Below are 24,978 nucleotides of genomic sequence, written 5' to 3'. Positions count from 1 at the left end.
GGTTCACCCCGCCATTCCGCCTGTGCGTTGGCGAAGGCGCGTGCCTTCGCCACAGTGCATCGCTTCTCCTTATCCCGGCCGGGCCTCAAAGGCCCGGCCAGCGCCCGCCCCGCCCTCGGCGGGCGCTTCTCGCCCGCCGGGTCGGGCGCTGGCCTCTCGGGGTTCAGGGCTGCCACCGTCTCCGGGTGATCTCACTCGCACGGGCGGGGCGAGGCAATGCCTCGCCTTTTTCCGCCCGAACTGAGGGGGTGAGGAGCACCTTGCCTCTGCCGCTCCTCAGGTCCGGATCACATAGTCCTTCAGCGTCGTCTCGATCACCTCCCAGGTGCCCTCGAAGCCCGGGCGGATGATCCAGCTGTCACCGGCCCGCAGATGGGTGGCCTTGCCCCCGGCATCGGTCAGCACCGAATGGCCTTCATGGATGTAGACATATTCCCACTCGGCATAGGACACCCGCCAGGTGCCGGGGGTGGATTGCCAGAGGCCGCAGTAGAGGCCGTCCGCTTCTTCCAGGCTCCAGGTGCTGTGGACGGGATCGCCGGCCAGCACCTTCGCGGCTTCGGGGCGAGTGACTTCGGGCGTGATGCCGTCGCGGGCGACGCGCTGGAGCAGGGACATCGGGAGCTTCCTTTTCCGGTTTCGCGCCATTGGCCCGCGCCGGGCGGGCGGCGTCAAGCCTGCGGCTGCAAGGGTGTGACGCTGCGCTGCGGCGTAATCTTCTTGCAAGGGCGGCGGCGCTGTGCCCTAAATGCGGGCAGTTCGCCCAAAGGAAGGCCAGCCATGAGCGCCACCTCCCCCCTCCGGCCCGTGCTGCCCCCCGACATCCGCGCCCGCAAGGGGGCTGCGCCGCTGGTGGTGCTGACGGCCTATTCCACCCCGGTCGCCCGGCTGGTCGACGCCCATTGCGACATCGTTCTGGTCGGCGATTCGGTGGGGATGGTGATCCATGGCCTGCCCTCGACCCTGGGCGTGACGATGGAGATGATGATCCTGCACGGCCGGGCGGTGGTGCGGGGCGCGCAGAAGGCGATGCCGGTGATCGACATGCCCTTCGGCAGCTACGAGGAAAGCCCGAGCCAGGCCTTCCGCAACGCCAGCCGCCTGATGGCCGAGACCGGCGCCCCGGCGGTGAAGCTGGAGGGCGGGCTGCACATGGCCGAGACCATCGCCTTCCTGACCGCCCGCGGCGTGCCGGTGATGGCCCATGTCGGCCTGACCCCGCAGGCGGTGAACACCCTTGGCGGCTACAAGGTGGTGGGCCGGGCGGAAGAGGCAGAGAAGGTGATGGCCGACGCCCGCGCGGTGGAGGAGGCCGGGGCCTTCTCGGTGGTGCTGGAGAAGGTGCCCGAGGGGCTGGCAGCGCGGATCACGCAAAGCCTGACCATCCCCACCATCGGCATCGGCGCCGGGGTGCGCTGCGACGGGCAGGTGCTGGTGGTCGACGACATGCTCGGCCTTTTCACCGATTTCCGGCCGAAGTTCGTCAAGCGCTACGCCGAACTGGGCAAGGCCGCCGACGAGGCCATCGCCGCCTATGCCGCCGATGTCCGCTCCCGCGCCTTCCCGGCGGCGGAACATGCCTTCCCTGACGAGTTGCCGGTGAAGAAATGATCCCCATCCTGCGGACGGTGGCGGAGGTCCGCGCCCTTGCGCGCGGCTGGAAGCAGGCGGGCGACAGCATCGGCGTGGTGCCGACCATGGGCGCGCTGCACGACGGGCATCTCAGCCTGGCGCGCCGGGCAAGGGCGGAATGCGGCCGGGTGATCACCACGATCTTCGTCAACCCCAAGCAGTTCAACAACCCCGAGGACCTGAAGAAATACCCCCGCAGCGAGGAGGCCGACGCCGCCCTGCTGGGCACGGTTCCGGTGGATGCGATCTTCGCGCCGGAACCGGAGGAGGTCTATCCCGAGGGCTTCATCACCACGGTTTCCGTGGGCGGCGTGGCCGAGCCGCTGGAGGGCCGGATGCGCCCGGGCCATTTCGACGGCGTGGCGACGGTGGTGACCAAGCTCTTCGGCATGACGCTGGCCGACCGCGGCTACTTCGGCCAGAAGGACTGGCAGCAGTTGCAGGTGGTGCTGCGGCTGACCCGCGACCTGAACCTGCCCATCGAGATCGTCGGCTGCGAGACCATCCGCGAAGGCGACGGCCTCGCCATGTCCTCGCGCAATGTCCGGCTGACGGCGGCGGGGCGGCGCAAGGCCCCGGTGCTTTACGCCGCGATCACCGCGGCGGCCGACGACATCCGCGCCGGCCAGTCCGACCGCATGGCGATCCGCGAGGCGGCCGAGGCGATGCGCCACGCCGGCTTCGACCGGGTGGAATATATCGAACTGCGCGATGCCGCCACGCTGATGCCCTCGGACGATCCCGCGCGGCCGCGCCGGATGCTGGCGGCGGCCTGGCTGGACGGGGTGCGGCTGATCGACAACATCCCGGTCTGAGCGGCACGATTTTTCGGCGAAAAATCGGGTGCCCGGCCCATGCCGATCCGCTCTTGGCGGCGGGCGGTCTCTGCGGCAAGAATGGCGTGTCGGCGGATGCGGAATGCCCGCCTTGCCGGGATGCGGCGGGGCACGCAAAATTCCCCCATGCCGGGGATGTAATGACGCATTACATTCTTATGTGAATTGGGATTACGCAAGCTGGAGGGCGCGATGGCGGATTTCGAGACCCAGATCAAGGAAAGCCAGGCCCAGGTGGCCGCGGCGCAGGCGAAGATCAGCGCCATCACCGAGACCATCGAGAAGGCGCGGATCAAGCTGGACGAGGGCGTCGCCATCGACGTGGAGAACGCCACGCTGGAGGATGTGCACAAGCACACCGAGGTGATGAACGCCAATATCGCCGAACTGATCATGGGCCTCGACGACGTGACGGCGGGGTTCTCGAAGGACTTCGACGAGATGCGCTCGAAGACCGGCTGGGAAAGCTTCATCGGCATCTTCTCGCGCGGGAAGTCCGAAAGCCTGCGGCAGGAGCGGCTGCGGGACGCCAGCATCGACGACAAGCTGCAGGACCTGATCGCCAAGTCGGACGTGATCGTGAAGCTGCTGCAGGGCCAGCTGGACCTGCTGAACGGCCAGAAGTCGAAGGTGGAGGCCAACCTCGCCTCCACCCTGACCGACCGCGAGGGCACGGTGGCGGCGCTGGAGGCGGTGCGGGTCGAGATCGCGGCGATGGACCCCCAGCTGATCGAGCTGGAGAACAAGATCGCGGTCGAGACCGACGCGGCGGCGCGGACAAAGCTGGAGACCGAGCTTGCCAACCTGAACGCCAAGCACAACGCGCTGGTGCAGGACGAGCAGGTGAAGCTGGCGCGGTCTCAGACGCTGGAGCGCTATATCGAGAAGGGCAAGACCTGGGTGGATTCGCTGACCAACCAGGCGGCGACGCAGCTGGTGCTGATCAACAAGCTGCAGACCGACACCAAGCAGCGGGTGGTGCTGTATGATGCGCTGACCTCTTCGCTGAAGACGGCGCAGCAGCAGGACGTGGCGCACCGGATCAACGAGATCGGGGTGAAGACCGACCAGGAGGCGCAGGCCGCCATGGCCGGGATCGGCGCCGCGACCAATGCGAAGATGGCCGACATGCTGGAGGCGCATGAGGGCCACATGGTCTTTGCCCGCAAGATCCTGGAGGACAAGGCCAAGGCCGATGAGCGCTTTGCCCGGCGGTTCGCGGCCATCGTCGAGAAGCACGACAAGAACGCCTATGGCGGATGAATTTCGCGGCTCAGGTCCGGCGGGCGCTGAGATGGGGCGTCGGGGCAGGGCTGGCGGGGGTGCTGCTGGCCTTCGTCTCGGTCCTGCTTGAGGCGCGGGAATACCGGCTGATGTCGGGCGTGACGGGAATGGCGACCATGGGGCTGATTGCGGGCGGGGCGATGCTGGGGCTGGCGGGCGGCGTGGTCCGCCCGGCGCAGCGCCGGATGTTCCGCCACGGAATGCCCTCCGGCCGGCTGCGCGGCTTCGCGCTGCGCCGGCCTGCGTTGCGCTGGTGGCTGTGGGTGGACGGGAACGGACGGGACCGCGATGTCGGATAACAGCGTCAAGGAAGCCCTGACCTCGGACCATGCCGAGCTTTACGATCCGCTGGTCGCCCGGCGCTACTTCGCCAAGTTCCAGACCATCGGCGGCCATCTGGCCCGGGTCGCGGCCGAGCTGGAGGCCGAGGGGCGGCTGACGCGGACCGAGGCGCGCATCCTCGGCCAGTATCTGGCCGGGATCATCGCCACCTTCCGGGCGCTGAACGACAAATACCTGATGACCGGCAAGGCCGAGGCGGCCTCGCGCCTGACCATCGACCGGCACGAGAGCGGCTTCCCGGTGGCGCAGGAGTTGATGATGATGGCGGTCGACGCCCAGCAGGCCGACAAGCACCTGGCCGGCATGGCCTCGGAGGCCGAGCTGAAGGACCGCATGATCCGCACCATCGTCGGCGAGCTGAAGCTGCCGGTGGGGTTGCAATTCGCGCTGTCGCAGCGGCTCTACTTCGAGGCGCTGAAGGAAGGCGGCCTGTTCTGGCTGCGCAACGATGCCGATGCGCAATGGTTGGGGCAGGAGGGCGAGCGGCGGAAGTATCTGGTCCATTGGGCGGTCTGGGACACCGGGGTGAACCTGCCGGTGGTCTATCTGATGGATGTCGAGGATTCCGGGAAGAAGCCGCTGCCGAACGACGATTACCGCTGGCCGCAGCTGCAGCAGAAGGTGCTGGCGCAATCGGTGGGGGGCTTGAAACTGCTGACCATCGCCACCGGCTTCGACACCGATTTCGAAGCGCTGCACCCGAAGCGGCTGCGGCGGATCACCCTCGGCCCGATGTATTCGGCCGGCTTCACCCTGCAATCCGGCCCGATCTCCCGCGTGCTGGAGGATGCCCGCGCGCCGGAGGGACAGGACTGGGCGCTGGTCTGGACGGTGGAGGATCTGGTGTCCGACCGCGAGGAGGTGGTGAAGGACGGCTGGTTCTCCTCGCGCCCGAAGCAGATCTACCGGCTGGACCCGCTGACCGGCGCCGATACGGGCGCGACGCTGCAGGAGCGGATGATCATCCTGCCCGAGCGGCCCTATCAGGTGCTGGTGGAGCAGGACCCGCCCGGCCTGCGCGGGATACGGAAATTCGTGGTGGGGGCCGGGGGGCGGCTGATCCCGGGGGTTTGAGCCCGGTGGCAGGCGCCGGGGGGCCAGCCCCCCGGGCCCCCCGGGATATTTGTGGACAGATGAAGGGGTTTGCCGATGAGCGTGCGCGACACGATGGAGCTGAAGGAAGAGGCGATCCGGGCGCAGTATGACGCCGCGCTCGGGCTGATTTCCGGCTTCGACCATGCGCCGCGGCTGGCGAAGCCTTTGGAGGCGGCGGTGGCGGCCGAGCGGTCTCCGGGCATCGGCACCCGGCCGCGGTTCCGCTCCACCGTGCCGGGGATGGCGGCGCGGTCCACCGTGCGGCCCGGCGGCGTGCGGATCGCCGAGCGGGTGGAGGGGCTGTCGGACGGCCTCGTCTCGCCGGTGCAGGCGGCGGCGCTGAACGCCCTGCGGCGGGCGCTGGCGATCGCGCTGGCGATGGGGGAGACCTTCGCGGCGCAATCCGGGCTGGCCGAGTTGAAGCGGGCCAATCTGGAAGGCCGGGTGCCGGAGGCCAAGCGGGCGGAATTCGGCGAATTGCTGCAGGCCGAGGCGCTGGTGGTGCTGTTCACTTTCGCCAATGCCACCGCCTATCTGATCGCCCCCCATGTCGGCAGCCAGCCGGTGGAACTGGGCGAGGTGGAGGAAGTGCTGACCGACAACGCGCCGCTGGCCTTGCAAGGCGTGCTGTGGGAGCTGGACCAGGACATCGGCGCGCTGGCGACCGACGATGCGCGGCTGGTCGCGGTGATCTCGGGCTTCGCCGAGGCGCTGATGAAGAAGGTGCAGATCCGGGCCGAGAACGGCGCGCGGACCTCGGCCTTCACCTCCGGCAGCTGGAAGGTGGAGGCGGACCAGCTGACCATCGCCGGCTTCAAGCCGGCCAAGGCGGCGAAGGGCGGGCAGATCGCCATGGCCTTCAAGCAGCCGCATGAGGTGGTGGGCAACCACATCGCCAAATACCAGAGCCTGCGGCTGGCGAAGATGCTGATGGCCTATGACTTCGACCGCCGGCTGAATCCCTTCGCCGAACTCGGCGGCTTCATCTTCACCTTCATGGGCGACGGCAAGCCGGGGACGGGAAAGACCACGCTGATCCAGATGATGGCGGGGCTGCTGGACGGCTATTGCAAGGCGGCGGGCTATCCGTTCCGCTACCAGAACTTCTCCATCGACCAGATCGACAGCTATCAGGGCAAGTCGGGCCAGAACGCCAAGGCCTTCATCGACGCGGTGCTGGACCCGACGGTGATCGGCTTCGGCACCATCGACGACATCGACCAGGTGGCGGGCAAGCGGGGGGACCGGCAGTCCAGCGCCGGCCAGCAGGAGGTGACGGCGGTCTTCATGCAGGCCTTCGCCGGGGCGGGCACGGTGGTGCGGGGGAACTGCACCTTCGGCATGTTCTCGAACTACCCCGAGAACGTGGACGATGCCCTGCGGCAAAGGGCCGGCGCGCGCTTCCTGGTGGACGGGCCGCAGACGAAGGAGGATTACATCGACATCCTCTCGCTGCTCTTGGGCAAGAACCATGCCATCCCGGTGGGCGACCACGACCTGTTCGCGGCGCAGGAGATCAGGAAGGCGGTGGCGGCGAGTTTCGAGGGGCACTCCAAGCCGCATGAGGAGGGGCTGCTGCGGGTCTGGGAGCAGACCGCCGCCGAGATCGGCCCGCTGGATACGATTGCGAAGATCGGCGCCTATCTGAAGGCGATCCAGGGGGCGGACGAGCGCTTCACCGGCCGGGCGATCAAGAACATCACCGATGCGGTGAAGGTCCGCGCGATGGACTTCGAGCTGCCGGACGAATGGATGGAAGACCCGGAGCTGTTCCTGTTCCGGCCCTATGACGAGAAGCTGGCGATGATCAAGGGGCTGATGCAGCCGATCACGGTGGAGATGGTGATCCAGGAGGTCAACCGCTACGCCGATTCCGAATTCCGCTATGCCGACAAGTCGGACGAGGTGGCCATCGAGAATGCCATGCGGGACATGCGGCGGATGGAAGAGGCGAGGCGGCGGTATCAGGAGGGGCGGGGGTGAGCGTCACAGTCTTTTTGAGCTACGCTCACAGCGATAAGTTCTTTGCAGAACTGCTTCAACTGAAGGTTGAAGCAAGCAACATTGGCGTATGGAGAGATACAAGGTCATTTCGGGCTGGCGATAATTGGAGGCAATCTATAGATAAAGGAATTCAGAGTGCTGATGCTCTCATTCTTGCGCTCTCCAAAGACTCAAGTGCATCACACTACGTCACTTACGAGTGGGCCACCGCGATGGCAAAGCTAAAGCCAATTATTCCGGTTCTACTTGAAACTTGTGACCTGCATCCAAAATTGGAACCTCTACAGTATATGGACTTTCGCCAACACTCTGACGCAAGTTGGCAGGAGCTTATTCAGCGGATCAGAGAAGTTCTAGAAGCGTCTGAGAAGGTCGACGATGTGCCGAGTGATCCAGAAGGAGGATCGATTGATGGCGACTCCATCACAGAAACGAATCTGTCAGAAAAGCAGGTAAAAGCAAGAGATGAGATCAAGGCATACTTGAATCGAATGGGCCTCAGACTTGTAAGCTTCCATATTATCAGGAAAAATATTAATAAGTCATACGATGACGAATTTCTCACGACTCTACGAAAGACTGTTTCAGAGTTTGGCCCAGCCAAGGTCAGGATCAGGCGTCCGAAACCAAATGAACCAAAGACTAGAGACGGTATTAAGTTGGTCTAAACTATGAAACGCCTCATCCAGCGCGGCCTGATGTTCGGGAACCTCATCGAGGTCTCCTCTCCCCAACTGGTGGATCGCTACAACCGGGCGCTGAAGCACCTCACCGGCAGGGAAACCGCGCTGAAGGATTTCCACATCGACCTCTCCGGCTATTCCCCCGAGATCGGCGATGAATTCGGCGATCCGGTCTACCTGAACCCCACCGGGGCCAACCGGCAGTTCATCCTGCTGACCACGGCGCAGAAGGAGGCGCCGCTTCTGAACATCAAGTTCTCCACCAGCCGCGGCATCCTCACCCAGTTCATCGAGAAGAACGAGGCGCAGCTGTTCGCGCTGACGGCGCGGGACGTGGTGGCGGGAGAGTTGCAGGGCTCGGTCTATGCCGTCGATACCCCGGCGCAGCTGTTCGAGATCAGGCAGGTCACGGTCGAGGCCGATACCATCGGCGGCCATGTCGCGGATGCGGGCAAGCTGGCCGGGCTGATCGAGACGTTCCGGCGCGAGCCGGACGGCTGGCGCGACGAGGCGCTGGTCACCGAGATGATCGGGCTGGCGCGGAAGACCGGCGACGTGACGCGGGTGCCGATCAGCCTGCCGGCGATGACCTTCGAGCAGGGCAATTTCTGGACCGGCTTCTTCGGCGGCATCTATGTCTTCCGCGACGTGAAGTTCCCCGCCGCCATCAGCCGCCTCGGCATCGGCTCGCTCGGCAAGGTGCCGGTGGCGCAGGTGATGGATTTCAGCCACCGCAACCACATCGCCGACTGGCTGGACCGCAACCAGCTGGTGGAGCCCATCGTGCAGGCCCGGGGCGCCGATGCCGGCGCCATCCTGCGGCAGAAGATGGACTTCATCCTGGTCGATGCCGCCGACCGGCTGGGGATCGAGGTCGGCGATGCCCGCCGCACCGAATTGCGCAAGGTGGCCTACCGACTGGGCACGGCGCTGCCGCCCGAGTTCCTGGGCCTCGCCGCCATGCTGCGGTGGGTGGAGGGGGCGGGGGCATGGCCGAAGATTTCCAGCGAACATCCGGCCTATTTCTATACCCTGCGGGCAAGGCCGGGCCGCGACCGCGACCTGGTGAACATGCTCTTGGCGGAACTGTCGCCGATGGACGTGCGGCAGATGTTCATCACCCACAAGGAACGCTTCTACGAGGAATATGCCGGCTGGTCCGACGCCAAGAAGACCTATGTCGCCGACTTCCTCGCCCGCGAATACAAGGTGGACCGCGAGGGCGCGCGTGAGGCATTGTTCGGGCCGGAGCCGAAGATGGACGAACTCAGCCGGCCCGAGATGCGCGAGGGGCCGAAGGCGGCCCCGGGCATCCGCGGGCCCTGGGGCGCACCGGCGGCAGGACCCTGGGGAGGGCGCAGATGATCCTGGGATGGTTGCGGCTGGCGGCGATGGCGATGATCGTGCTGACGGTCGCCTATTTCCTCGTCGGCATCTACTCCCGCTCGGTCCGGCGCGAGAAGCTGGAGAAACGCTGGGCGGCCGAGCAGATGGAGGGCGACCGCGACGCCTGGATCGAGGCGGGGATGAAAGCCTATGACGGGGGGCTGAAAAGGCGGCTCCTCTGGCTTATCTACATCCTGCCGATGGCGGCCTTCACCGCGATCTTCTTCTATGTGAACTGGGATTGACGCGATGCGCTATGTGAAATGGACGGTCTGGCTGCTGCTGGCGCTGCTGGTCTTCGGCTTCTTCCACTACACCCTGCCGCAGCACGACATCGTGCGCATCGTCGGCACCGAGAACCGTCGGGTCGACATCGGCGACAACTCGATCTTCTGGAGCCGGGCCGAGGTCGGCATGGCGGACAGCACCAGCCGCGACGTGTTCTTCATCAATGCCGTCTACCCGAACGGCAAGACGATGGAATACCGCAACGAGGACACCGGCTGGGGCTGGCCGCCCTATTTCAAGGTCGACAGCTTCGGGTTGCAGACCCAGGCGAAGGAACTGATCTCGACGGTGGACAAGCCGATCTGGGTCTCGGTCACCCATTACGGCTGGCGCAACAAGCTGTTCACCATCTTCCCCAATGCGGTGGCGGTGAAGCAGGTCGAGGGGCCGGATGCGACGATTATTCCCTGGGTCAACATCGTCATTCTCGGCTTCCTCGCCTTCGTCCTGCTGATGATCCGCAAGATGTGGCTGCAGTTCCGCGAACGCACGGTGGACCCGGCGCTGGACCGGGCCGGCGACGCCTGGGACCGGGTGGATGCCCGGGCCGATGCCGCGGCGGGTGAGGTGAAGGGCGTCTGGGGCCGCTTCACCGGCTGGCTGGGCAGCTGGAAGGGCAAGCCGCGCAAGTGATTTTCGCGCCTCTGCCCGGTGCGCCCCGCGGCGTCCGTCCAAATTTTGACACAATTTGACCGCAATCTCGCGCCCAGAACAGGCGGGGAACAACCCCGCCGCGAATGAGGCGGGCAAGGGCAAGTGGCGACGATCAGCGGATCGGCGGGCAACGACAATATTGGCGGCACGACCGGCGCGGACTCTCTCTCGGGTCTGGGCGGCAACGATACGCTGACCGGCGGCAATGGCGATGACACGCTGGACGGCGGCATCGGCAACGATTCGCTTTATGGCGGCAGCGGCGCCGATGTGCTGGACGGCGGCGCCGGCAACGACCGGCTTTACGGCGGCGACGGCAACGATGTCCTGATCGGCGGGGCCGGCAACGACCTGCTGGACGGCGGCACGGGCTCGGCCGACGTTGCGGATTACTCGGGCTCCGGGGCGGCGGTGAACGTCACCCTGGGCAGCACGGGCAGCGGCGGCGATGCGCAGGGCGACACGCTGACCGGGATCGAATACCTTGTCGGCTCGGCCTTCGCCGACACGCTGACGGGGGACAGCGGCGCCAACAGCCTGTCGGGCGGGGCCGGGAACGACCGGCTTTACGGCGGGTCCGGCAACGACACCCTGCAAGGTGGCGCGGGGGCGGACCAGTTCTACGGCGGCAACGGCACCGACACCGCGGATTATTCCGACTCCTCGGCCGGGGTGAACGTCGATCTGGGCGCCAACACCGCCAGCGGCGGCGATGCGCAGGGCGACAGCTTCTCGTCGATCGAGAACCTTTCCGGCTCGGCCCATGCCGACACCCTGACCGGCACCACCGGCGCCAACCGGCTGGAGGGCGGCGCGGGGAACGATCTCCTGTCGGGCGGCGCCGGCTTCGACACGCTTTACGGCGGCGACGGCGACGACACGTTGCGGGGCGGCACCTCGGCGGATGCGCTTTACGGCGGCGACGGCATCGACACCGCCGATTATTCCGGCGCCACCGGCGGGGTGAACATCAACCTCTCCTCGGGCAGCGGCAGCGGCAACGAGGCCGCGGGTGACACGCTCTCGGGGATCGAGAACATCCTCGGCTCCAACTATGCCGACACGCTGACCGGCGATGCCGGGGCGAACTACCTTTACGGCGGCGCCGGCAACGACCAGATCTACGGCGGCGAGGGCGACGACACCCTGCAGGGCGGCGAGGGCCGGGACACGCTGACCGGCGGCGAAGGGCTGGATATCGCCGACTACAGCACCTCGAACGCGGCGGTGAACATCGACCTGACCGACTGGACGGCCTCTGGCGGCCACGCCACCGGCGATGTGCTGCAGGGCATCGACGGGATCATCGGCTCGGAATACGACGACACGCTGATCGGCTTCGACCAGGTCGGCCTGTCCGGCGACATCTACACCAACCTCTTCTACGGCGGCGGCGGCAACGACCACATCGACGGCCGCGCCGGCAACGACAGCCTCTACGGCGGCACCGGCAACGATACCATCCTGGCCGGCGCGGGCGACGACACCGCCGAGGGCGGCGAGGGCAACGACAGCGTCGACGGCGGCGACGGCAACGACCTGCTGGCCGGCGACGAGGGCGACGACCGGCTCTTCGGGGGGACGGGCAACGACACGCTGTCGGGCGGGACGGGCAACGACAGCCTGTCCGGCGGCACCGGGCAGGACCTTCTCACCGGCGGCGCGGGTCAGGACACGCTGCTGGGCGGCGACGGACAGGACACGCTTTACGGCGATCTCGGCAACGACAGCCTGGACGGCGGCGCGGGCCACGACTCGCTCTATGGCGGCCAGGGCAACGATGTCATCCACGGCGGCGCCGGCAACGACACGCTTTACGGCGATGCGGGCGACGATGTCCTGTCGGGCGGCGACGGCAACGACCTGATCTACGGCGGCGACGGCAACGACAGTCTCACCGTGGCCGCGGGCGATACCGTCTACGGCGGGGCGGGCGACAACGTCTTCATCGGCTCGGGCGCCGCATCGCTTTACGGCGGCTCGGGCAACGACCTGTTCCAGGGCGTTCCCGCCGACCATATCGACGGCGGCGAGGGCGGGTCCGAATGGGACGTGCTGGACCTGACCGGCCTCGGCCCGCTGCATGTCACCTATGACCCGCTGAACCCGGAAAACGGCACCGTCACCTTCTACAACGGTCTCCGCCAGGTCATCGGCACGATGACGTTCAGCAATATCGAGAACGTCATCCCCTGCTTCACCCCCGGCACCCTGATCGCCTGCGAGACCGGCGAGCGGCTGGTCGAGGACCTGCGCCCCGGCGACCGGGTGATGACCCGCGACCATGGGCTGCAAGAGCTGCGCTGGGTCGGCCGCAAGCTGCTCGGCCCGGCCGAACTGGCCGCCGAGCCGAAGCTGCAGCCGGTGCTGATCCGGGCCGGCGCGCTCGGCCCCGGCTTGCCGGCGCGCGACATGCGGGTCAGCCGCCAGCACCGGATGCTGGTGACCGGGCCGCGGGCGGAGCTGCTGTTCGGCGCCGAGGAGGTGCTGGTGCAGGCCGAGCACCTGACCCATCTGCCGGGCGTCAGCCATGCGGCGGACCGCAGCGTGACCTATGTCCACCTGCTGTTCGACCGGCACGAGGTGGTGCTGTCCGACGGCACCTGGAGCGAGAGCTTCCAGCCCGGCGACCGCACGCTGGCCGGCATGGACGATGCCGCGCGGGACGAGTTGTTCGCGCTGTTCCCGGCGCTGGCATCCGGCGGCCGCTACCCGGCCGCCCGCCCGACGTTGAAGAAGTTCGAGGCGAAGCTGCTGCTGGCGGCCTGATCGCGGCGCGTCGTTCGCCTTCGGCTCCTCCTCGCTCCGACGAGCGACGAAGTCGGCGAGGAGGTCAGCCCCGCAGCACCCCGCCGGTGGCCTTGGCCACCTTCTCGACGATCTTCGCCGAGACCGCCTCGATCTCTGCATCGGTCAGGGTCTTCTCGCCGGGTTGCAGCCGCACGGTCAAGGCGATGGACTTCTTGCCCGCCCCCATCTGCGCCTCGGCCTTCTCGCCGGTGAACTGGTCGAAGACGCGGACGCTTTCGATCAGCGCCTTGTCGGCGCCCTGCGCGGCGTTCACCGCGGTCAGCGCCTCGACCCGCGCATCCACCACGAAGGCGAAATCGCGTTCCACCGCCTGAAGGTCGCTGATCGCCAGCGCCGGGCGGGTGGGGGTCTTGACCTTGGGCTGCGGCACGTTGGCCACCAGCACGGTGAAGGCCACCGCCGGCCCCTTCACATCCATCGCCGCCAGCACCCGCGGATGCACCTCGCCGAAGGTGGCCAGCACGTTCGGCCCCAGCCCGATCACGCCCGACCGGCCGGGATGCCACCAGCCCGCCGCCTTGCGGGTGATCTGCACCTTCGCCGGCGCGCCGAGCGCGGCCAGCACCGCCTCGGCATCTGCCTTGGCGTCGAAGACGTCCACCATCCGGCGCGACCCGTGCGGATCGCGCGCCGCCGCGGCGCTGACCAGCAGGCCGGCGGCCTGCAGGTGCTGCTCCCCGGGTTCGCCGCCCTGGAAGGCGGGGCCGACCTCGAACAGCGCCAGGTCCATGAAGCCGCGCGCCTGGTTGCGCGCCGCCGCCGCCAGCAGGCCGGGCAGCAGGTCGGGGCGCAGATGCGTCATCTCGGACGAGATCGGGTTCTCCACCCGGACCGCCTCGGTCCCGCCGCCGAACAGGGCAGCGGCGCGGGCGTCGATGAAGCTGTAGGTCACGCATTCGTTGTAGCCGAGCGCCGCGATCTGCCGCCGCGCCGCCTTCTCCCGCTGCTGCAAGGGCGTCAGGATCGGCTTCGGCACCCCCGGCTCGGCCCGCCGCAGGGGCGCGCCCTTCAGCCGGGTCAGGCTGGCGATCCGCGCCACTTCTTCCACCAGATCGGCCTCGCCCAGGATGTCGGGCCGCCAGCTGGGCGGCGTCGCCTCGTTGCCGGCCATGCGGAAGCCGAGCGCGGTCAGCGTCTGGCGCTGCTCGGCCTCGGGGATGTCCATGCCGACCAGCGAAACCACCCGCGCCGGGTTCAGCCGGTAGCTGCGTCTGGTGTCCAGGGGCGCGCCGTCCTGCGCCACCGCCGAGGCCTCGCCGCCGCAGAGGTCGAGGATCATCTGCGTCGCCATGTCGAGGCCCGGCAGGGTGAAGGCCGGGTCCGCCCCGCGCTCGAACCGATAGCGGGCGTCGGAGTTGATCTTCAGCGCCCGGCCGGTGGCGGCGACGGTGATCGGGTCCCACCAGGCGGATTCGAGGAAGACGTTCACCGTGGCTTCGGTGCAGCCCGAATGCTCGCCGCCCATGATCCCGGCCAGCGATGCCACTCCGGCGTCGTCCGAAATCGCCATCTGGCCGGCGGAAAGGGTATAGGTCTTGCCGTCCAGCGCCAGGAACTCTTCGCCGCCCTTGGCGGGATGGACGCGCAGGACGCCGCCCATCACCTTGTCGGCGTCGAAGACGTGCAGCGGGCGGTTCCAGCCATAGGTGAAGAAGTTGGTGATGTCGACCAGGGCCGAGATCGGCCGCAGCCCGATCGCCTTCAGCCGGGCCTGCAGCCAGTCGGGCGAGGGGCCGTTCTTCACGCCGCGGATCAGCCGGCCGGCGAAATGCGGGCAACCCTTCTCCTTCAGCGCCGGGTCGATCTCCACCCGGATCGGCGAGGGGAAGGCGCCCTCGATCATCGGCACCTGCGGCGGGATCAGCCGCCCCAGCCCGCGCGCCGCAAGGTCGCGGGCGATGCCGTGGATGCCAAGGGCATCGGGGCGGTTCGGCGTCACCTTGATCTCGATCACCGGGTCGTTCAGGCCCTTGTAGTCGATGAAGCGTTCGCCAAGCGGCGCATCCTCGGGCAGGTCGATGATGCCGGTGTGGTCGTCCGACAGCATCATCTCGCGTTCCGAACAGAGCATTCCGTTGCTGTCCACGCCGCGGATGTTGCCCGGCTTCAGGTCCACGCCCGTCCCCGGCACATGGGTGCCCACCGGCGCGAAGACGCCCACCAGCCCGGTGCGCGCATTGGGCGCGCCGCAGACCACCTGCACCTCTTCCATCCGCCCGCCGGGGCCGTCGGGATAGGTCGCCACCCGGCAGACCCGCAGCCGGTCGGCGTTGGGGTGCTGCACCGCCTCGATCACCTTGCAGATGCGGAAGGCGCCCAGGCTGGCGGCGGGGTCCTCGATCCCCTCGACCTCCAGCCCGAGGTCGGTCAGCGCCTCGGCGATCGCCTCGACCGGGGCCTCGGTCTCCAGATGGTCGCGGAGCCAGGAGAGGGTGAATTTCATCTGCGGCAGTCCCTTGATCAACGGGAAAACGCATTAGCGCATGGGCAGGGAAAGGGGAAGGCCCGGGCAGGCCGCACATCCCTGGGGCGAAACCTGTGCGCAGGGGGAAACGCGCTGTTGCCCGGCCCGGGGGGCGCATGTCCCGGCAAGCCATGGTAGGAGAGGGCATGGACGACTGGCTGCAAATCCCCGACCGCCCCCGCGGTATGCCGCGCTGGCGGCTGTGCCTGCTGATGGCGATGACCTTCCTGATGCTCTGGGCGGGGTCGCCGGTGCTGTTCGCGCTCGGCCTGCCCGAGGGCTGAGCGCGGCTTCCGCTTGCCCTGATCCCTCCGGCCCTTTATCCCGGCAGCGGGAGTTTGCGGGAGGGCCGTTGCAAGCCATGGCAATCTGGATCGGCAGGGCGTTTCCGGTGCTGTTTCTGCTGGCGGCCTGCGTCGCGCCGGGGGGCGGGGGGGCTGCCGTCACCCCCGTCCTGGGCGGGGCGCTGACGGTCGCGGTGCCCGCAGGCTATTGCATCGACCCGCGCGCCAGCCATGACGACGGCCGAAGCGCGCTGGTGATCGCCGGGCGCTGTGCCGCCGACCGCCCCGTCCCCGCCGCGGTGCTGACCGTCAGCGTGGGGGGCGAAGGCTCCTCCGCCATCCTGAAGGCCGGCGCCCGGGCGCTGACCGACTGGGCCCGCAGCCCCGCCGGCCGTGCCGCGCTGGCCCGCGACGGCAAGGCCGGGTCGGTTGCCGTGCGCGAGACGCTGGTCTGGGACGGCGCCTTCCTGATCCGGCTGGAGGACCGCGCGACCGGCCCCTACTGGCGCGCGGCCATCGGGCTGAAGGGGCGGCTGGTGATGGTCTCGGTCAGCCCGCCGGCGCAGGGCGGCCTGCCGCTGGAGGAGGGCCGGGAGATCCTGGAGCGGGCGATCACCGGGATCAAGCGGGCGAACGCCGCAAGCCCGTGAAATAATTGCCTCATGCCCCGGGGAATGGGTTGGCTTGTCAACACGTTTTCGGTGATATGGGAATCGTTTCCGCGCCGGCAACAGTGCGGAATGTGTAACGGAAAGACTGCGGGTCGGGGAAACGATGGCGGGGCAGTTGGACAAGGTGCTGGACCGGCTGGTCTTCCGGCGTGCGCTGGCCCGCTGGGGCAAGGCGGCGGAAGAGGCGCCGAAGATGGGGTTGGAGGGGCTGCGCGCGCTCCGCTCCCGTGCACGCCAGCTGCGGCGCGAGCTGGACCGGGTGATCCACCAGGCCGAATACCGCCTTGCCCTGCCGGTGATCGGCGTCACCGCGATCCGCAAGCCGATGGGCACCGACTGGGCCTGGCGTCCCGACCTGTGGAAGGGCCAGATCCCGCTGCCCGGCATGTCCTCGGTCCCCGCCCGGGCGCAAGTCTGCGACGGCGCCACCATCTTCCACGACTGCCGCAGGTCCGAGCTGACGGTGCGCCAGATCCGCAACACGCGCGAGGCCGACGTGGCCCCCTTCGGCTTCCGCATGGACGTGTTCAGGTTCGACGGCAGCTTCCTGTCGCTGGTGCTCGACCTGCCGCCCGAGGCCGCGCAGGGCCTGAAGCTGCGCCACCTGATCCGGCTGGACGCCATCGTCGAGATGGAGAAGCCGCTGGAGATCTTCGCCCGGCTGAACGTGAAGCACGGGCCGAACGTCGAGCAGATCGTGCGCGAACTGCCGCTGAACGAGGAAGAGGTGATGGTGGAATTCGACCTCGCCTATACCAAGGTGAACGAGAAGCGGGTCGAGAAGCTGTGGCTGGACCTGATCTTCGAGGGGCCGGAGATGAACCAGATCATCCTGCGCGACGTGACCGTCAGCCGCAGGCCGAGAGCGGAGTTGTAAGGGCCATGGCCGAGGGGATGAAGCTGGTTCAGACGCGCATCCGCGCCGGGGTCTGGGAAGGCGTGCTGACGGGGGCCGGTTCGGGGGCGGGCGCCGCCGTGCCGCAGCTGGAGGTGCTGCATCAGGAACGCAAGCTGTCCGGCGTGACCGTGGCGGCGGTGCCCGGGCGCGAGGGCGACTTCCAGGTCCGGGTGCCGATCCCGCCGGAGGTGCTGAGCGAGGGGGTGCAGACCTTCCTGATCCGCCGCGGCGACGACACCCTGGCGCATTTCACCATCATCACCGGCGTCGCCATGGAAGACGACCTGCGCGCCGAGATCGACCTGCTGCGCGCCGAACTGGACATGCTGAAACGCGCCTTCCGCCGGCATTGCCTGGAGACTATGGGGTAGGGGCGGGCGGGTTCTCCGGTCTCCTTGGCGAAGGCGTGTGTCTTCGCCACAGCGCAACGCTTCCCCTTGTCCGGCCGGGCCCCAAAGGCCCGGCCAGCGCTCGCCCCGACCCGGCGGGCGCTTCTCGCCCGCCGGGGTCGGGCGCTGGCCTCTCGGGTTTAGCGTGACCAATGTCTCCGGTTGACCTCGTTCGCACGGGCGGGGCGAGGCAGCGCCTCGCCTTCTCCCGCCCGGCCGGATCGTGGATTTTCAAAAGCGAATACCGTTCAGAGCCTTACCGCCCGCCCCTCGGCCTTGGCGCTTTCCTCGGCGGCGTCCAGGAGCCTTTGCAGCGCCGCCCCGCGGGCGAAGCCGGGTTCCGCCAGCCGCTCGCCCCGGATCGCGTCGATGAAGCGCTGGTAGACGGTGGGGACCGGCGGGCAATCGACCGGGCGCCAGGCCGCCGCCGGCATGTCCGGGCCGAGACAGGCGGACAGCGACGACACCGCGCCCTCGAACCGCACCTCCAGCCCGCCCCGCTCGCCGTAGATGCGCAGCCGCAGGTCGTTCAGGTGGCCGCTGGCGAAGCGCGTAGCGTGGACCACGCCGAGCGCCCCGCCCGCCAGCCGCAGCTGCATCGTCGCGCTGTCGTTGGCATCCAGCGCATAATCGCCGATCCGCCCGCCCGGGGCCTTGTCGAAGGTGGCCAGCCGGGCCGAGACCTCCACCGCCTCCTCGCCGGCGACGAAGGTGGCGAAGTCGAGGATATGGATGCCGACATCGCCGAGCACCCCCTTCGACCCATGCGCGGTGGAAAGCCGCCAGAGCCATTGCGGTTCCGTCTTCCAGTCGCCCCAGGCCGGCTGGGTCAGCCAGCTTTGCAGGTAGCTGGCCTCGAAATGCCGGACCGGGCCGAGCACGCCCTCGCGCACCATCAGCGCGGCCTGCTGCAGCGCCGGGACGTTGCGGTAGGTCAGGTTGACCATGGCGACCACTCCTGCGGCGGCGGCGGCCCGTGCCATCTCCTCGGCGTCCGGGGCATTGGTCGCCAGCGGCTTCTCGCACAGCACATGCCTGCCCGCGGCCAGCAGCGGCAGGGTGGTGGCGTGATGCGCCGCGTCGGGGGTGACGTTGGTCGCCGCGTCGAACTCGCCCCAGTCCAGCGCCTCCTGCAGGCTGGCGAAGGTCCGCGGCAGCCCGTGCTTCGCGGCGAAGGCGGCCAACTGCTCGGGCCGCGGATCGACGCCCGCGACAAGGCTCACGCCGGGGATCGCGGCAAAGGCCCCGGCCTGGGTATTGGCCATGCCGCCGGTGCCGAGGATCAGCAGGCGGACGGTCATCTGTAGCCTTCCTCTCCGGCGGCGTGCAGCTTCGGTCCGCGCTCGGTGATCGGCTCCAAAGCGGTTTCAACCGGGATGTTGGGGGCGGCGGAGGGATCGGCCAGCCGCGGCGCCGGATTGTGCGCCCAGCGGACGGCATTGGCGATCACCCGCTGGATGTTGGCGTCGTGATAGGTCGGATAGGTCTCGTGCCCGGGGCGGAAGTAGAACACCTTGCCGGCGCCGCGCTTGTAGGTCACGCCCGAGCGGAACACCTCGCCGCCCTGGAACCAGGAGACGAAGACGGTCTCCATCGGGTCGGGGATGCCGAAGGGCTCGCCATACATCTCCTCGTGCTCCAGCTCGAAATGGTCGGGCAGGCCGGCGGCGATGGGATGGCTGCGCGAGGTCAGCCAAAGACGCTCGCGTTCGCCGGCCTCGCGCCAGGTCAGGTTGCAGGGGGTTCCCATCAAGCGCTTGAACGGCTTGGAGAAATGGGCGGAATGCAGGAAGATCGCCCCCATGCCGGACCAGACGGCCTGCGTCACCCGCTCGACGATCTCGTCGCGGACCTCGCCATGGGCGGCATGGCCCCACCAGATCAGCACATCGGTTTCCTCCAGCCGGCCGGGCGGCAGGCCGTGGTCGGGCTGGTCCAGCGTGGCGGTGCCGGCCTCGATCCCGCCGGCGGCGTTCAGCGCATCGGCGATGCATTGGTGCATCCCCTGCGGGTAGACGCCGCGGACCACGGCGGATTTCCGTTCATGGACGTTCTCGCCCCAGACGGTGACGCGGATCCTGGACATGGGCCGATTCCTCTTGTGGTTGCGGGGCAAGGGTAGCGGGAGTCAAAGCGGTTTGGAAGACGGGTCGATAGGGAAGGCGGGCGATGCGGGACCCGGTGCTTTCGCAGGGATGACAGGGCGAGGGGCGGGGGATGACACGATGAGACGGGTCTGCACGGGAAGGGGAGGGCGGGGGCCTGCCTCGAACCGACCGGAGTGCGATGTGTTCCCCGGCCTATTCCCAGGTGCGGAAGAACTTGCCGGCGGGCGAGAGGGTGAAGATCTCGCAGCCCGTGGCCGTGACCCCCACCGAATGCTCGTATTGCGCCGAAAGCGACTTGTCGCGGGTCACCGCGGTCCAGTCGTCGGCCAGCACCTTGGTCTCGGGCCGGCCAAGGTTCACCATCGGCTCGATGGTGAAGAACATGCCTTCCTCCAGCACCGGGCCGGTGCCGGGGCGGCCGTAGTGCAGCACGTTCGGCGGCGCGTGGAACACCCGGCCCAGCCCGTGTCCGCAGAAGTCGCGCACCACCGACATCCGGTTGGCCTCGGCATAGGACTGGATGGCGTGGCCGATGTCGCCGAAGGTGGCGCCGGGCTTCACCGCCGCGATGCCGCGCATCAGCGCCTCGTGCGTCACCTCGATCAGCCGCTCGGCCTTCCGCGGCAGCGTGCCCGCCACATACATCCGCGAGGTGTCGCCATACCAGCCGTCGACGATCACCGTCACGTCGATGTTCAAGATGTCGCCCTCGGCCAGCAGCTTGGCGCCCGGAATCCCGTGGCAGACCACATGGTTCACGCTGATACAGCTGGCGTGCTGATAGCCCTTGTAGCCGATGGTGGCCGAGGTCACGCCGCGCCGCTCGATCTCTCCGCGGATGAAATCGTCCAGCGCGCCGGTGGTCACCCCCGGCTTCACCAGCGGCGCCACCAGGTCCAGGATCTCGGCCGCGCAGCGCCCCGCCTTCGCCATGCCGGCGAAATCCGCATCCTCGTAGATGCGGATGCCTTCGCGGGTGATGCGGGCGCGGGTCTCTTCCATGGCGGGGTCCTTTCGGGCCCTACATAGGCGGAAGGGCCGTGAAACGCCAGAGGGCGGTTGGATTGCCGCGGCGCCGGCGATATACCCGGGGCGCAGGCGGCAAGAGGGGCGGACAGATGGGTAATCCGACGGGCGCGATGGTGGTGATCGGCGACGAGTTGCTCTCGGGCCGGACGCGGGATTCCAACCTGCATTACCTGGCCGGGGAGCTGACCCGCGTCGGCATCGACCTGCGCGAGGCGCGGGTGGTGGCCGACGACCATGCCGCCATCGTCGCCGCGGTGCGGGCGATGTCGGCGGCCCATGACCATGTCTTCACCAGCGGCGGCATCGGGCCGACGCATGACGACATCACCGCCGATGCGGTGGCCGAGGCGATGGGGGCGCAGATCGGCCCGCGCGCCGATGCCATGGCGCTGCTGCAGGAGCATTACGACCGCCAGGGCCTGCCCTTTAACGAGGCCCGCCAGCGCATGGCCCGCATCCCGGAGGGCGCGACCCTGATCGACAACCCGGTCTCGGTGGCGCCGGGCTTCTCCATCGGCAATGTCCATGTCATGGCCGGGGTGCCGAAGATCTTCGAGGCGATGCTGGCCGGCATCCTGCCGACGCTGACCGGCGGCGCGCCGCTGCTGTCGCAGTCGCTGCGGGTGCTGCGCGGCGAGGGCGAGATCGCGGCGGAATTCGGCAAGCTGGCGGCGGAATATCCCGACCTGTCGATGGGCTCCTACCCGTTCAACCTGAACGGCGCCTTCGGCACCAATCTGGTGATCCGCGGCACCGATCCGGCCCGGCTGGACGCGGCGATGATGCAACTGGTGCGGCTGTTCGGAGAGCCACAGTGAGCCTGTCCCCGGCCACCCTCGCCGAGGTGATGGAGGCGACATGGCCCGCGGCGGGCCGGACGCGGCTTGGCCCCTTCACCCTGCGGCAGGGCGGGGGCGGCGGGCAAAGGGTCTCGGCCGCCACGGTGGAGGGGGCGTTCACCGAGGGCGATCTGGAGGCCGCGCTTGCCGCGATGCCGGAGCCGCTGTTCGCCATCCACCCCGACCGAAGCGCCGCCGACATGGCGCTGGATGCGGCGCTGGCAGTGCGCGGATTCCGGCTGCATGACCCCGTGGTCGCCTATGCCGCCCCGGTTCCGGCGCTGGCGGGCGAGGTGCCCTTCCTCGCCGCCTTCCCGCACTGGCCGCCGCTGGAGACCGTCCGCGCGCTTTGGGCCGAGGGCGGCATCGGCCCGGCCCGGGTGGAGGTGATGGCGCGCACCGGCGGGCCGCGCACGGCGATCCTCGGCCGCGGCGGCGACCGGCCCGCGGGCGCGGCCTTCGTGGCGGTGCACGGCGGCATCGCCATGCTGCACGCGCTGGAGGTGCGCCCGGGGCAAAGGCGGCAGGGCATGGGCGGCCATCTCCTGCGCGCCGCGGCCAACTGGGCGGCCGGGCAGGGCGCAGAGATCCTGTCGCTGGTGGTGACCGAGCGGAACGCCGCCGCCCGCGCGCTTTATGCCCGGGCGGGCATGGCCGAGGCGGGGCGTTACCACTATCGCAAGGGCTGAGCCGTTGCGAAGGTCCGCCGTGTATCGCTGTCTTCCCCTGCTTCTCCTGTTGTCCGGTCCGGCCTTCGCGCTGGACCTCACCCTGCCCGCGCCGGTGGCGGGGCAGCAGGCGGCCAGCGAGAACCCGGCCAGCGTCGAACTGCCGACCGGCCCCTTCGCCGCGGGGGCGCTGCCGGTCCGCCGGGTCACCGGCGCGCTGGATCGCCGGGCCTGGCAGCTGGACGCGCCGCGTCTTTCGCTGGCCGAACTGGCCGGGCCGTTGCGCGAACAGCTGCTGGCGCAGGGCTACGACATCCTGTTCGACTGCGAGACCAAGGGATGCGGCGGCTTCGACTTCCGCTTCGTCATCGAGGTGATGCCGGAGCCGGGGATGCATGTCGACCTGGGCGACTTCCGCTTCATCGCCGCCGAAAAGGGCGAGGAGGTGGTGAACCTGCTGGTCAGCCGCTCGCCCGGCTACGGCTTCGTCCAGCTGACCCGCGTCGCGCCGGAGCCGATGGCGGATGCCGTGCCCGCTGCGGCCGAACCCGATCCGGTGCCGGCGGTCGCGCCGGCCCCCGCGCCCGCCGCCCCGCCGCCCGGCGACCTGGGCGCGGCGCTGGAGGCCGAGGGGGCGGTGGTGCTGGAGGACCTGGTCTTCGCCTCCGGCTCCTCGGCGCTGGAATCGGGCGACACCCCTTCACTGACCGCGCTGGCCGAGTGGCTGGCGGCCGACCCGGCGCGGCGGGTGGCCCTGGTCGGACATACCGATAATTCCGGCGGGCTGGAGGCGAACATCGCCCTGTCGAAGAAACGCGCCCAGGCGGTGCGGCAGGCGCTGCTGGACCGTGGCGTCGCGGCCGGGCAGGTCAGCGCCGAGGGCGTCGGCCCGCTGGCGCCGCGGGCGACCAACCTGACCGAAGAGGGCCGGCGGAAAAACAGACGGGTCGAGGCCGTGATGGCCTCGACCCAGTAAGCCGCGGTCCGGGCGGGGGCAGGACCGCGGCCAGGCAAGCCCGGCCCGAGGGAGGACCGGGGGCAAGTTCGGATCACCAGTTGTCCGGCCCCTTGTCGATGAAGCGGCGGGCGAGGAAGTCGATGAAGGCGCGCACCTTGGGCTGGGTGAACCGGCCCGGCGGATAGACGGCATAGATGCCCAGGACCTCGGTCGGCAGGCCGGGAATCGCCTCTTCGATCAGTCCCTCGCGCATGGCGTCGGCGTAAAGGAAGCTGGGCAGATAGGCGATGCCGAGGCCCGAGACCGCGGCATTCAAGAGGCTCTGCCCGTCGTTCACCGTCAGCCAGCCGTTCGACCGCACCTGCCGCTTCTCGCCCGAAGGCGCGGTGACCTTCCAGACATTGCCGTTGGCCTGGTTGGAATAATGCAGAAGCTTGTGCTCGTTCAGGTCGTCGATCTTCATCGGCCGGCCGAATTTCTGGAAATAGGCCGGGGAGCCGATCATCCGCCGCGTCGTCTCGGTCAGCTTGCGGGCGCGCAGGCTGGAATCCTCCAGCTCTCCCACCCGGATCGCCATGTCGAAGCCTTCGGAGATCAGTTCGACATAGCGGTTGTTCAGCACCATGTTGACGGTGATCTCGGGATATTCCAGCAGGAAATCCCCCAGGATCGGCGACAGCAGATTCACCCCGAAATCGGTGGCGACGGAAATCCTGAGCAGGCCCGAGGGCGCCGACTGCATCGAGGTGACCAGCGCATCGGCCTCGCCGGCGTCGTTCAGCACCCGGCGGGCGCGGTCGTAATAGGCCAGGCCGATCTCGGTCGGCGAGACGCGGCGGGTGGTGCGGTTCAAGAGCCGCGCGCCGAGGCGGGCTTCCAGGGCGGAGACATGCTTCGAAACGGCAGATTTCGAGATGCCCATCTTCTTGGCCGCGTCCGTGAAGCCGCCCTGATCCACCACGGTGGCGAAGGCTTCCATTTCGGTCAGTCGGTCCATGTCTCTCCCCAAGCAAGCAGATACCAGGTCATCCCCGTGTATTGGCGGCCAAATCGGGCAGGAACGCGGCGAGGGCGCGTCCTATCCGGGGAAATGTGGCGGATCGTTCGAGGCGGAGAAACGCCGATGGCGGGGACGGTGGCGGGAACGATTCTGACAGGCGATGGTTCTGTCCGCGCATTTCCTCCAGGCCGCCGGCCCCGGATCGGGCCCGGCTTGGCGGAAAGCACCTGAGCGACGGGCCGCCGCTGCAACGGCCGCCTGCAGATGCAACAGATACGGAAAGGACTCTGTGATGAAACTCTTCTCGATGTCCCTGTTCGCCTTGGGCCTGCTTGCCGCGCCGGCCTTGGCGCAGGAAGCCATCCCCGTGGTGGCCGACACCAACGGCGACGGCGTCTATTCGGCCGACGAGCTTCGGGTGGTCTGGGTCGACCTGTCCGACGACGACATCAAGATCATCGACACCGATGCGGATGGCAGCATCACCGATGAGGAACTGCGGATCGCCTGGGACACCACCGACGTCCTGAAGGACAACGTCCATGGCGAGGCCGAGGACAAGCAGAACGAGGCCAACACCGGCGGCTGAGGCTGCCGCGAAAGGGTTCGGGGGCCGGGCAGTCTTGCCCGGCCCCTTTGCGTTCGGGCCCCTCTT

General features: G+C 68.5%; 25 protein-coding genes. 19 read left to right on the top strand and 6 right to left on the bottom strand.

The window, feature by feature from the left end; all coding sequences use genetic code 11:
- Nucleotides 1–276 precede the first annotated feature (276 nt).
- The gene (locus G5B31_RS00330; protein ID WP_165012668.1) at nucleotides 277–618 is read right to left on the bottom strand and encodes a cupin domain-containing protein; all 342 of its coding nucleotides are present in this window, start codon (nucleotides 616–618) and stop codon (nucleotides 277–279) included.
- Between the two features lie 162 nt (nucleotides 619–780).
- Between G5B31_RS00330 and panB the strand changes: the two genes are divergently transcribed.
- The 11 genes from panB to G5B31_RS21440 all read left to right on the top strand — a co-directional run bounded on the left by panB (nucleotide 781) and on the right by G5B31_RS21440 (nucleotide 12,973).
- The gene (gene panB / locus G5B31_RS00325; RefSeq protein WP_165012666.1) at nucleotides 781–1,611 is read left to right on the top strand and encodes a 3-methyl-2-oxobutanoate hydroxymethyltransferase; all 831 of its coding nucleotides are present in this window, start codon (nucleotides 781–783) and stop codon (nucleotides 1,609–1,611) included.
- Complete coding sequence (gene panC, locus G5B31_RS00320) at nucleotides 1,608–2,447, top strand: pantoate--beta-alanine ligase (RefSeq protein ID WP_165012664.1); 840 nt, start codon at nucleotides 1,608–1,610, stop codon at nucleotides 2,445–2,447. Before panB ends, panC begins: the two co-directional genes overlap by 4 nt.
- A gap of 213 nt (nucleotides 2,448–2,660) precedes the next feature.
- Nucleotides 2,661–3,731 (top strand): hypothetical protein, encoded by a 1,071-nt coding sequence (locus G5B31_RS00315; protein ID WP_165012663.1) that lies wholly within the window; start codon nucleotides 2,661–2,663, stop codon nucleotides 3,729–3,731.
- Complete coding sequence (locus G5B31_RS00310; RefSeq protein WP_165012661.1) at nucleotides 3,728–4,051, top strand: hypothetical protein; 324 nt, start codon at nucleotides 3,728–3,730, stop codon at nucleotides 4,049–4,051. The genes G5B31_RS00315 and G5B31_RS00310 overlap by 4 nt, the downstream gene beginning before the upstream one ends.
- The gene (locus G5B31_RS00305) at nucleotides 4,041–5,168 is read left to right on the top strand and encodes a hypothetical protein (RefSeq protein WP_165012659.1); all 1,128 of its coding nucleotides are present in this window, start codon (nucleotides 4,041–4,043) and stop codon (nucleotides 5,166–5,168) included. Before G5B31_RS00310 ends, G5B31_RS00305 begins: the two co-directional genes overlap by 11 nt.
- Before the next feature lie 75 nt (nucleotides 5,169–5,243).
- Complete coding sequence (locus G5B31_RS00300; RefSeq protein WP_165012657.1) at nucleotides 5,244–7,172, top strand: ATP-binding protein; 1,929 nt, start codon at nucleotides 5,244–5,246, stop codon at nucleotides 7,170–7,172.
- Nucleotides 7,169–7,861, top strand: coding sequence for a toll/interleukin-1 receptor domain-containing protein (locus tag G5B31_RS00295; protein ID WP_165012655.1), 693 nt, complete (start codon nucleotides 7,169–7,171; stop codon nucleotides 7,859–7,861). The genes G5B31_RS00300 and G5B31_RS00295 overlap by 4 nt, the downstream gene beginning before the upstream one ends.
- Before the next feature lie 3 nt (nucleotides 7,862–7,864).
- Nucleotides 7,865–9,241, top strand: a complete 1,377-nt coding sequence (locus G5B31_RS00290) for a DUF6638 family protein (protein ID WP_165012653.1) — start codon at nucleotides 7,865–7,867, stop codon at nucleotides 9,239–9,241.
- Entirely contained in the window at nucleotides 9,238–9,507 is a 270-nt protein-coding gene (locus G5B31_RS00285; protein WP_165012651.1) for a hypothetical protein, read from the top strand. The genes G5B31_RS00290 and G5B31_RS00285 overlap by 4 nt, the downstream gene beginning before the upstream one ends.
- Before the next feature lie 4 nt (nucleotides 9,508–9,511).
- The gene (locus tag G5B31_RS00280) at nucleotides 9,512–10,183 is read left to right on the top strand and encodes a DUF1523 family protein (protein ID WP_165012649.1); all 672 of its coding nucleotides are present in this window, start codon (nucleotides 9,512–9,514) and stop codon (nucleotides 10,181–10,183) included.
- Between the two features lie 123 nt (nucleotides 10,184–10,306).
- Nucleotides 10,307–12,973, top strand: coding sequence for a Hint domain-containing protein (locus G5B31_RS21440; protein ID WP_165012647.1), 2,667 nt, complete (start codon nucleotides 10,307–10,309; stop codon nucleotides 12,971–12,973).
- 64 nt (nucleotides 12,974–13,037) lie between these two features.
- On the opposite strand, the gene pheT is transcribed toward G5B31_RS21440, so the two are convergent.
- Nucleotides 13,038–15,458: a phenylalanine--tRNA ligase subunit beta gene (gene pheT, locus G5B31_RS00270; protein ID WP_165012645.1), complete on the bottom strand. Its 2,421-nt coding sequence runs from the start codon at nucleotides 15,456–15,458 to the stop codon at nucleotides 13,038–13,040.
- Between the two features lie 167 nt (nucleotides 15,459–15,625).
- Here pheT and G5B31_RS00265 point away from each other — a divergent pair, with 167 nt between their 5' ends.
- From G5B31_RS00265 to G5B31_RS00250, 4 genes are all read left to right on the top strand, one after another.
- The gene (locus G5B31_RS00265) at nucleotides 15,626–15,763 is read left to right on the top strand and encodes a hypothetical protein (RefSeq protein WP_165012643.1); all 138 of its coding nucleotides are present in this window, start codon (nucleotides 15,626–15,628) and stop codon (nucleotides 15,761–15,763) included.
- A 77-nt stretch (nucleotides 15,764–15,840) separates the two neighbouring features.
- Complete coding sequence (locus G5B31_RS00260) at nucleotides 15,841–16,413, top strand: hypothetical protein (RefSeq protein ID WP_165012641.1); 573 nt, start codon at nucleotides 15,841–15,843, stop codon at nucleotides 16,411–16,413.
- 124 nt (nucleotides 16,414–16,537) lie between these two features.
- Entirely contained in the window at nucleotides 16,538–17,311 is a 774-nt protein-coding gene (locus G5B31_RS00255; protein ID WP_205911756.1) for a DUF6478 family protein, read from the top strand.
- 17 nt (nucleotides 17,312–17,328) lie between these two features.
- Nucleotides 17,329–17,703, top strand: a complete 375-nt coding sequence (locus G5B31_RS00250) for a hypothetical protein (RefSeq protein WP_240904221.1) — start codon at nucleotides 17,329–17,331, stop codon at nucleotides 17,701–17,703.
- A 266-nt stretch (nucleotides 17,704–17,969) separates the two neighbouring features.
- Here G5B31_RS00250 and G5B31_RS00245 read toward each other — a convergent pair whose 3' ends face one another.
- The 3 genes from G5B31_RS00245 to map all read right to left on the bottom strand — a co-directional run bounded on the left by G5B31_RS00245 (nucleotide 17,970) and on the right by map (nucleotide 20,831).
- Complete coding sequence (locus G5B31_RS00245; protein ID WP_165012637.1) at nucleotides 17,970–19,022, bottom strand: Gfo/Idh/MocA family protein; 1,053 nt, start codon at nucleotides 19,020–19,022, stop codon at nucleotides 17,970–17,972.
- Nucleotides 19,019–19,807: a ThuA domain-containing protein gene (locus tag G5B31_RS00240; RefSeq protein WP_165012635.1), complete on the bottom strand. Its 789-nt coding sequence runs from the start codon at nucleotides 19,805–19,807 to the stop codon at nucleotides 19,019–19,021. The genes G5B31_RS00245 and G5B31_RS00240 overlap by 4 nt, the downstream gene beginning before the upstream one ends.
- Before the next feature lie 214 nt (nucleotides 19,808–20,021).
- On the bottom strand, nucleotides 20,022–20,831 hold the full coding sequence (gene map, locus G5B31_RS00235; protein WP_165012633.1) for a type I methionyl aminopeptidase: 810 nt from the start codon (nucleotides 20,829–20,831) through the stop codon (nucleotides 20,022–20,024).
- A 116-nt stretch (nucleotides 20,832–20,947) separates the two neighbouring features.
- On the opposite strand from map, the gene G5B31_RS00230 reads away from it, so the two are divergent.
- Genes G5B31_RS00230 through G5B31_RS00220 form a run of 3 tightly spaced genes read left to right on the top strand, consistent with a single transcriptional unit; the run spans nucleotide 20,948 to nucleotide 23,341 of the window.
- Nucleotides 20,948–21,676, top strand: coding sequence for a molybdopterin-binding protein (locus G5B31_RS00230; RefSeq protein ID WP_165012631.1), 729 nt, complete (start codon nucleotides 20,948–20,950; stop codon nucleotides 21,674–21,676).
- 2 nt (nucleotides 21,677–21,678) lie between these two features.
- A complete protein-coding gene (locus G5B31_RS00225) occupies nucleotides 21,679–22,386 on the top strand; it encodes a GNAT family N-acetyltransferase (protein ID WP_394352109.1) in 708 nt (235 codons plus the stop codon).
- Between the two features lie 19 nt (nucleotides 22,387–22,405).
- Nucleotides 22,406–23,341 (top strand): OmpA family protein, encoded by a 936-nt coding sequence (locus tag G5B31_RS00220; protein WP_346763863.1) that lies wholly within the window; start codon nucleotides 22,406–22,408, stop codon nucleotides 23,339–23,341.
- Nucleotides 23,342–23,414: 73 nt separating this feature from the next.
- On the opposite strand, the gene G5B31_RS00215 is transcribed toward G5B31_RS00220, so the two are convergent.
- A complete protein-coding gene (locus tag G5B31_RS00215; protein WP_165012627.1) occupies nucleotides 23,415–24,320 on the bottom strand; it encodes a LysR family transcriptional regulator in 906 nt (301 codons plus the stop codon).
- Nucleotides 24,321–24,615: 295 nt separating this feature from the next.
- On the opposite strand from G5B31_RS00215, the gene G5B31_RS00210 reads away from it, so the two are divergent.
- Complete coding sequence (locus G5B31_RS00210; RefSeq protein ID WP_165012625.1) at nucleotides 24,616–24,912, top strand: hypothetical protein; 297 nt, start codon at nucleotides 24,616–24,618, stop codon at nucleotides 24,910–24,912.
- Nucleotides 24,913–24,978 lie beyond the last annotated feature (66 nt).

It is taken from the genome of Rhodobacter sp. SGA-6-6 (assembly GCF_011043545.1).
Lineage (GTDB): Bacteria > Pseudomonadota > Alphaproteobacteria > Rhodobacterales > Rhodobacteraceae > Pseudogemmobacter.
Note: the sequence above shows the minus strand (reverse complement) of the source record. Positions and strands in the feature narration are given on the sequence as shown.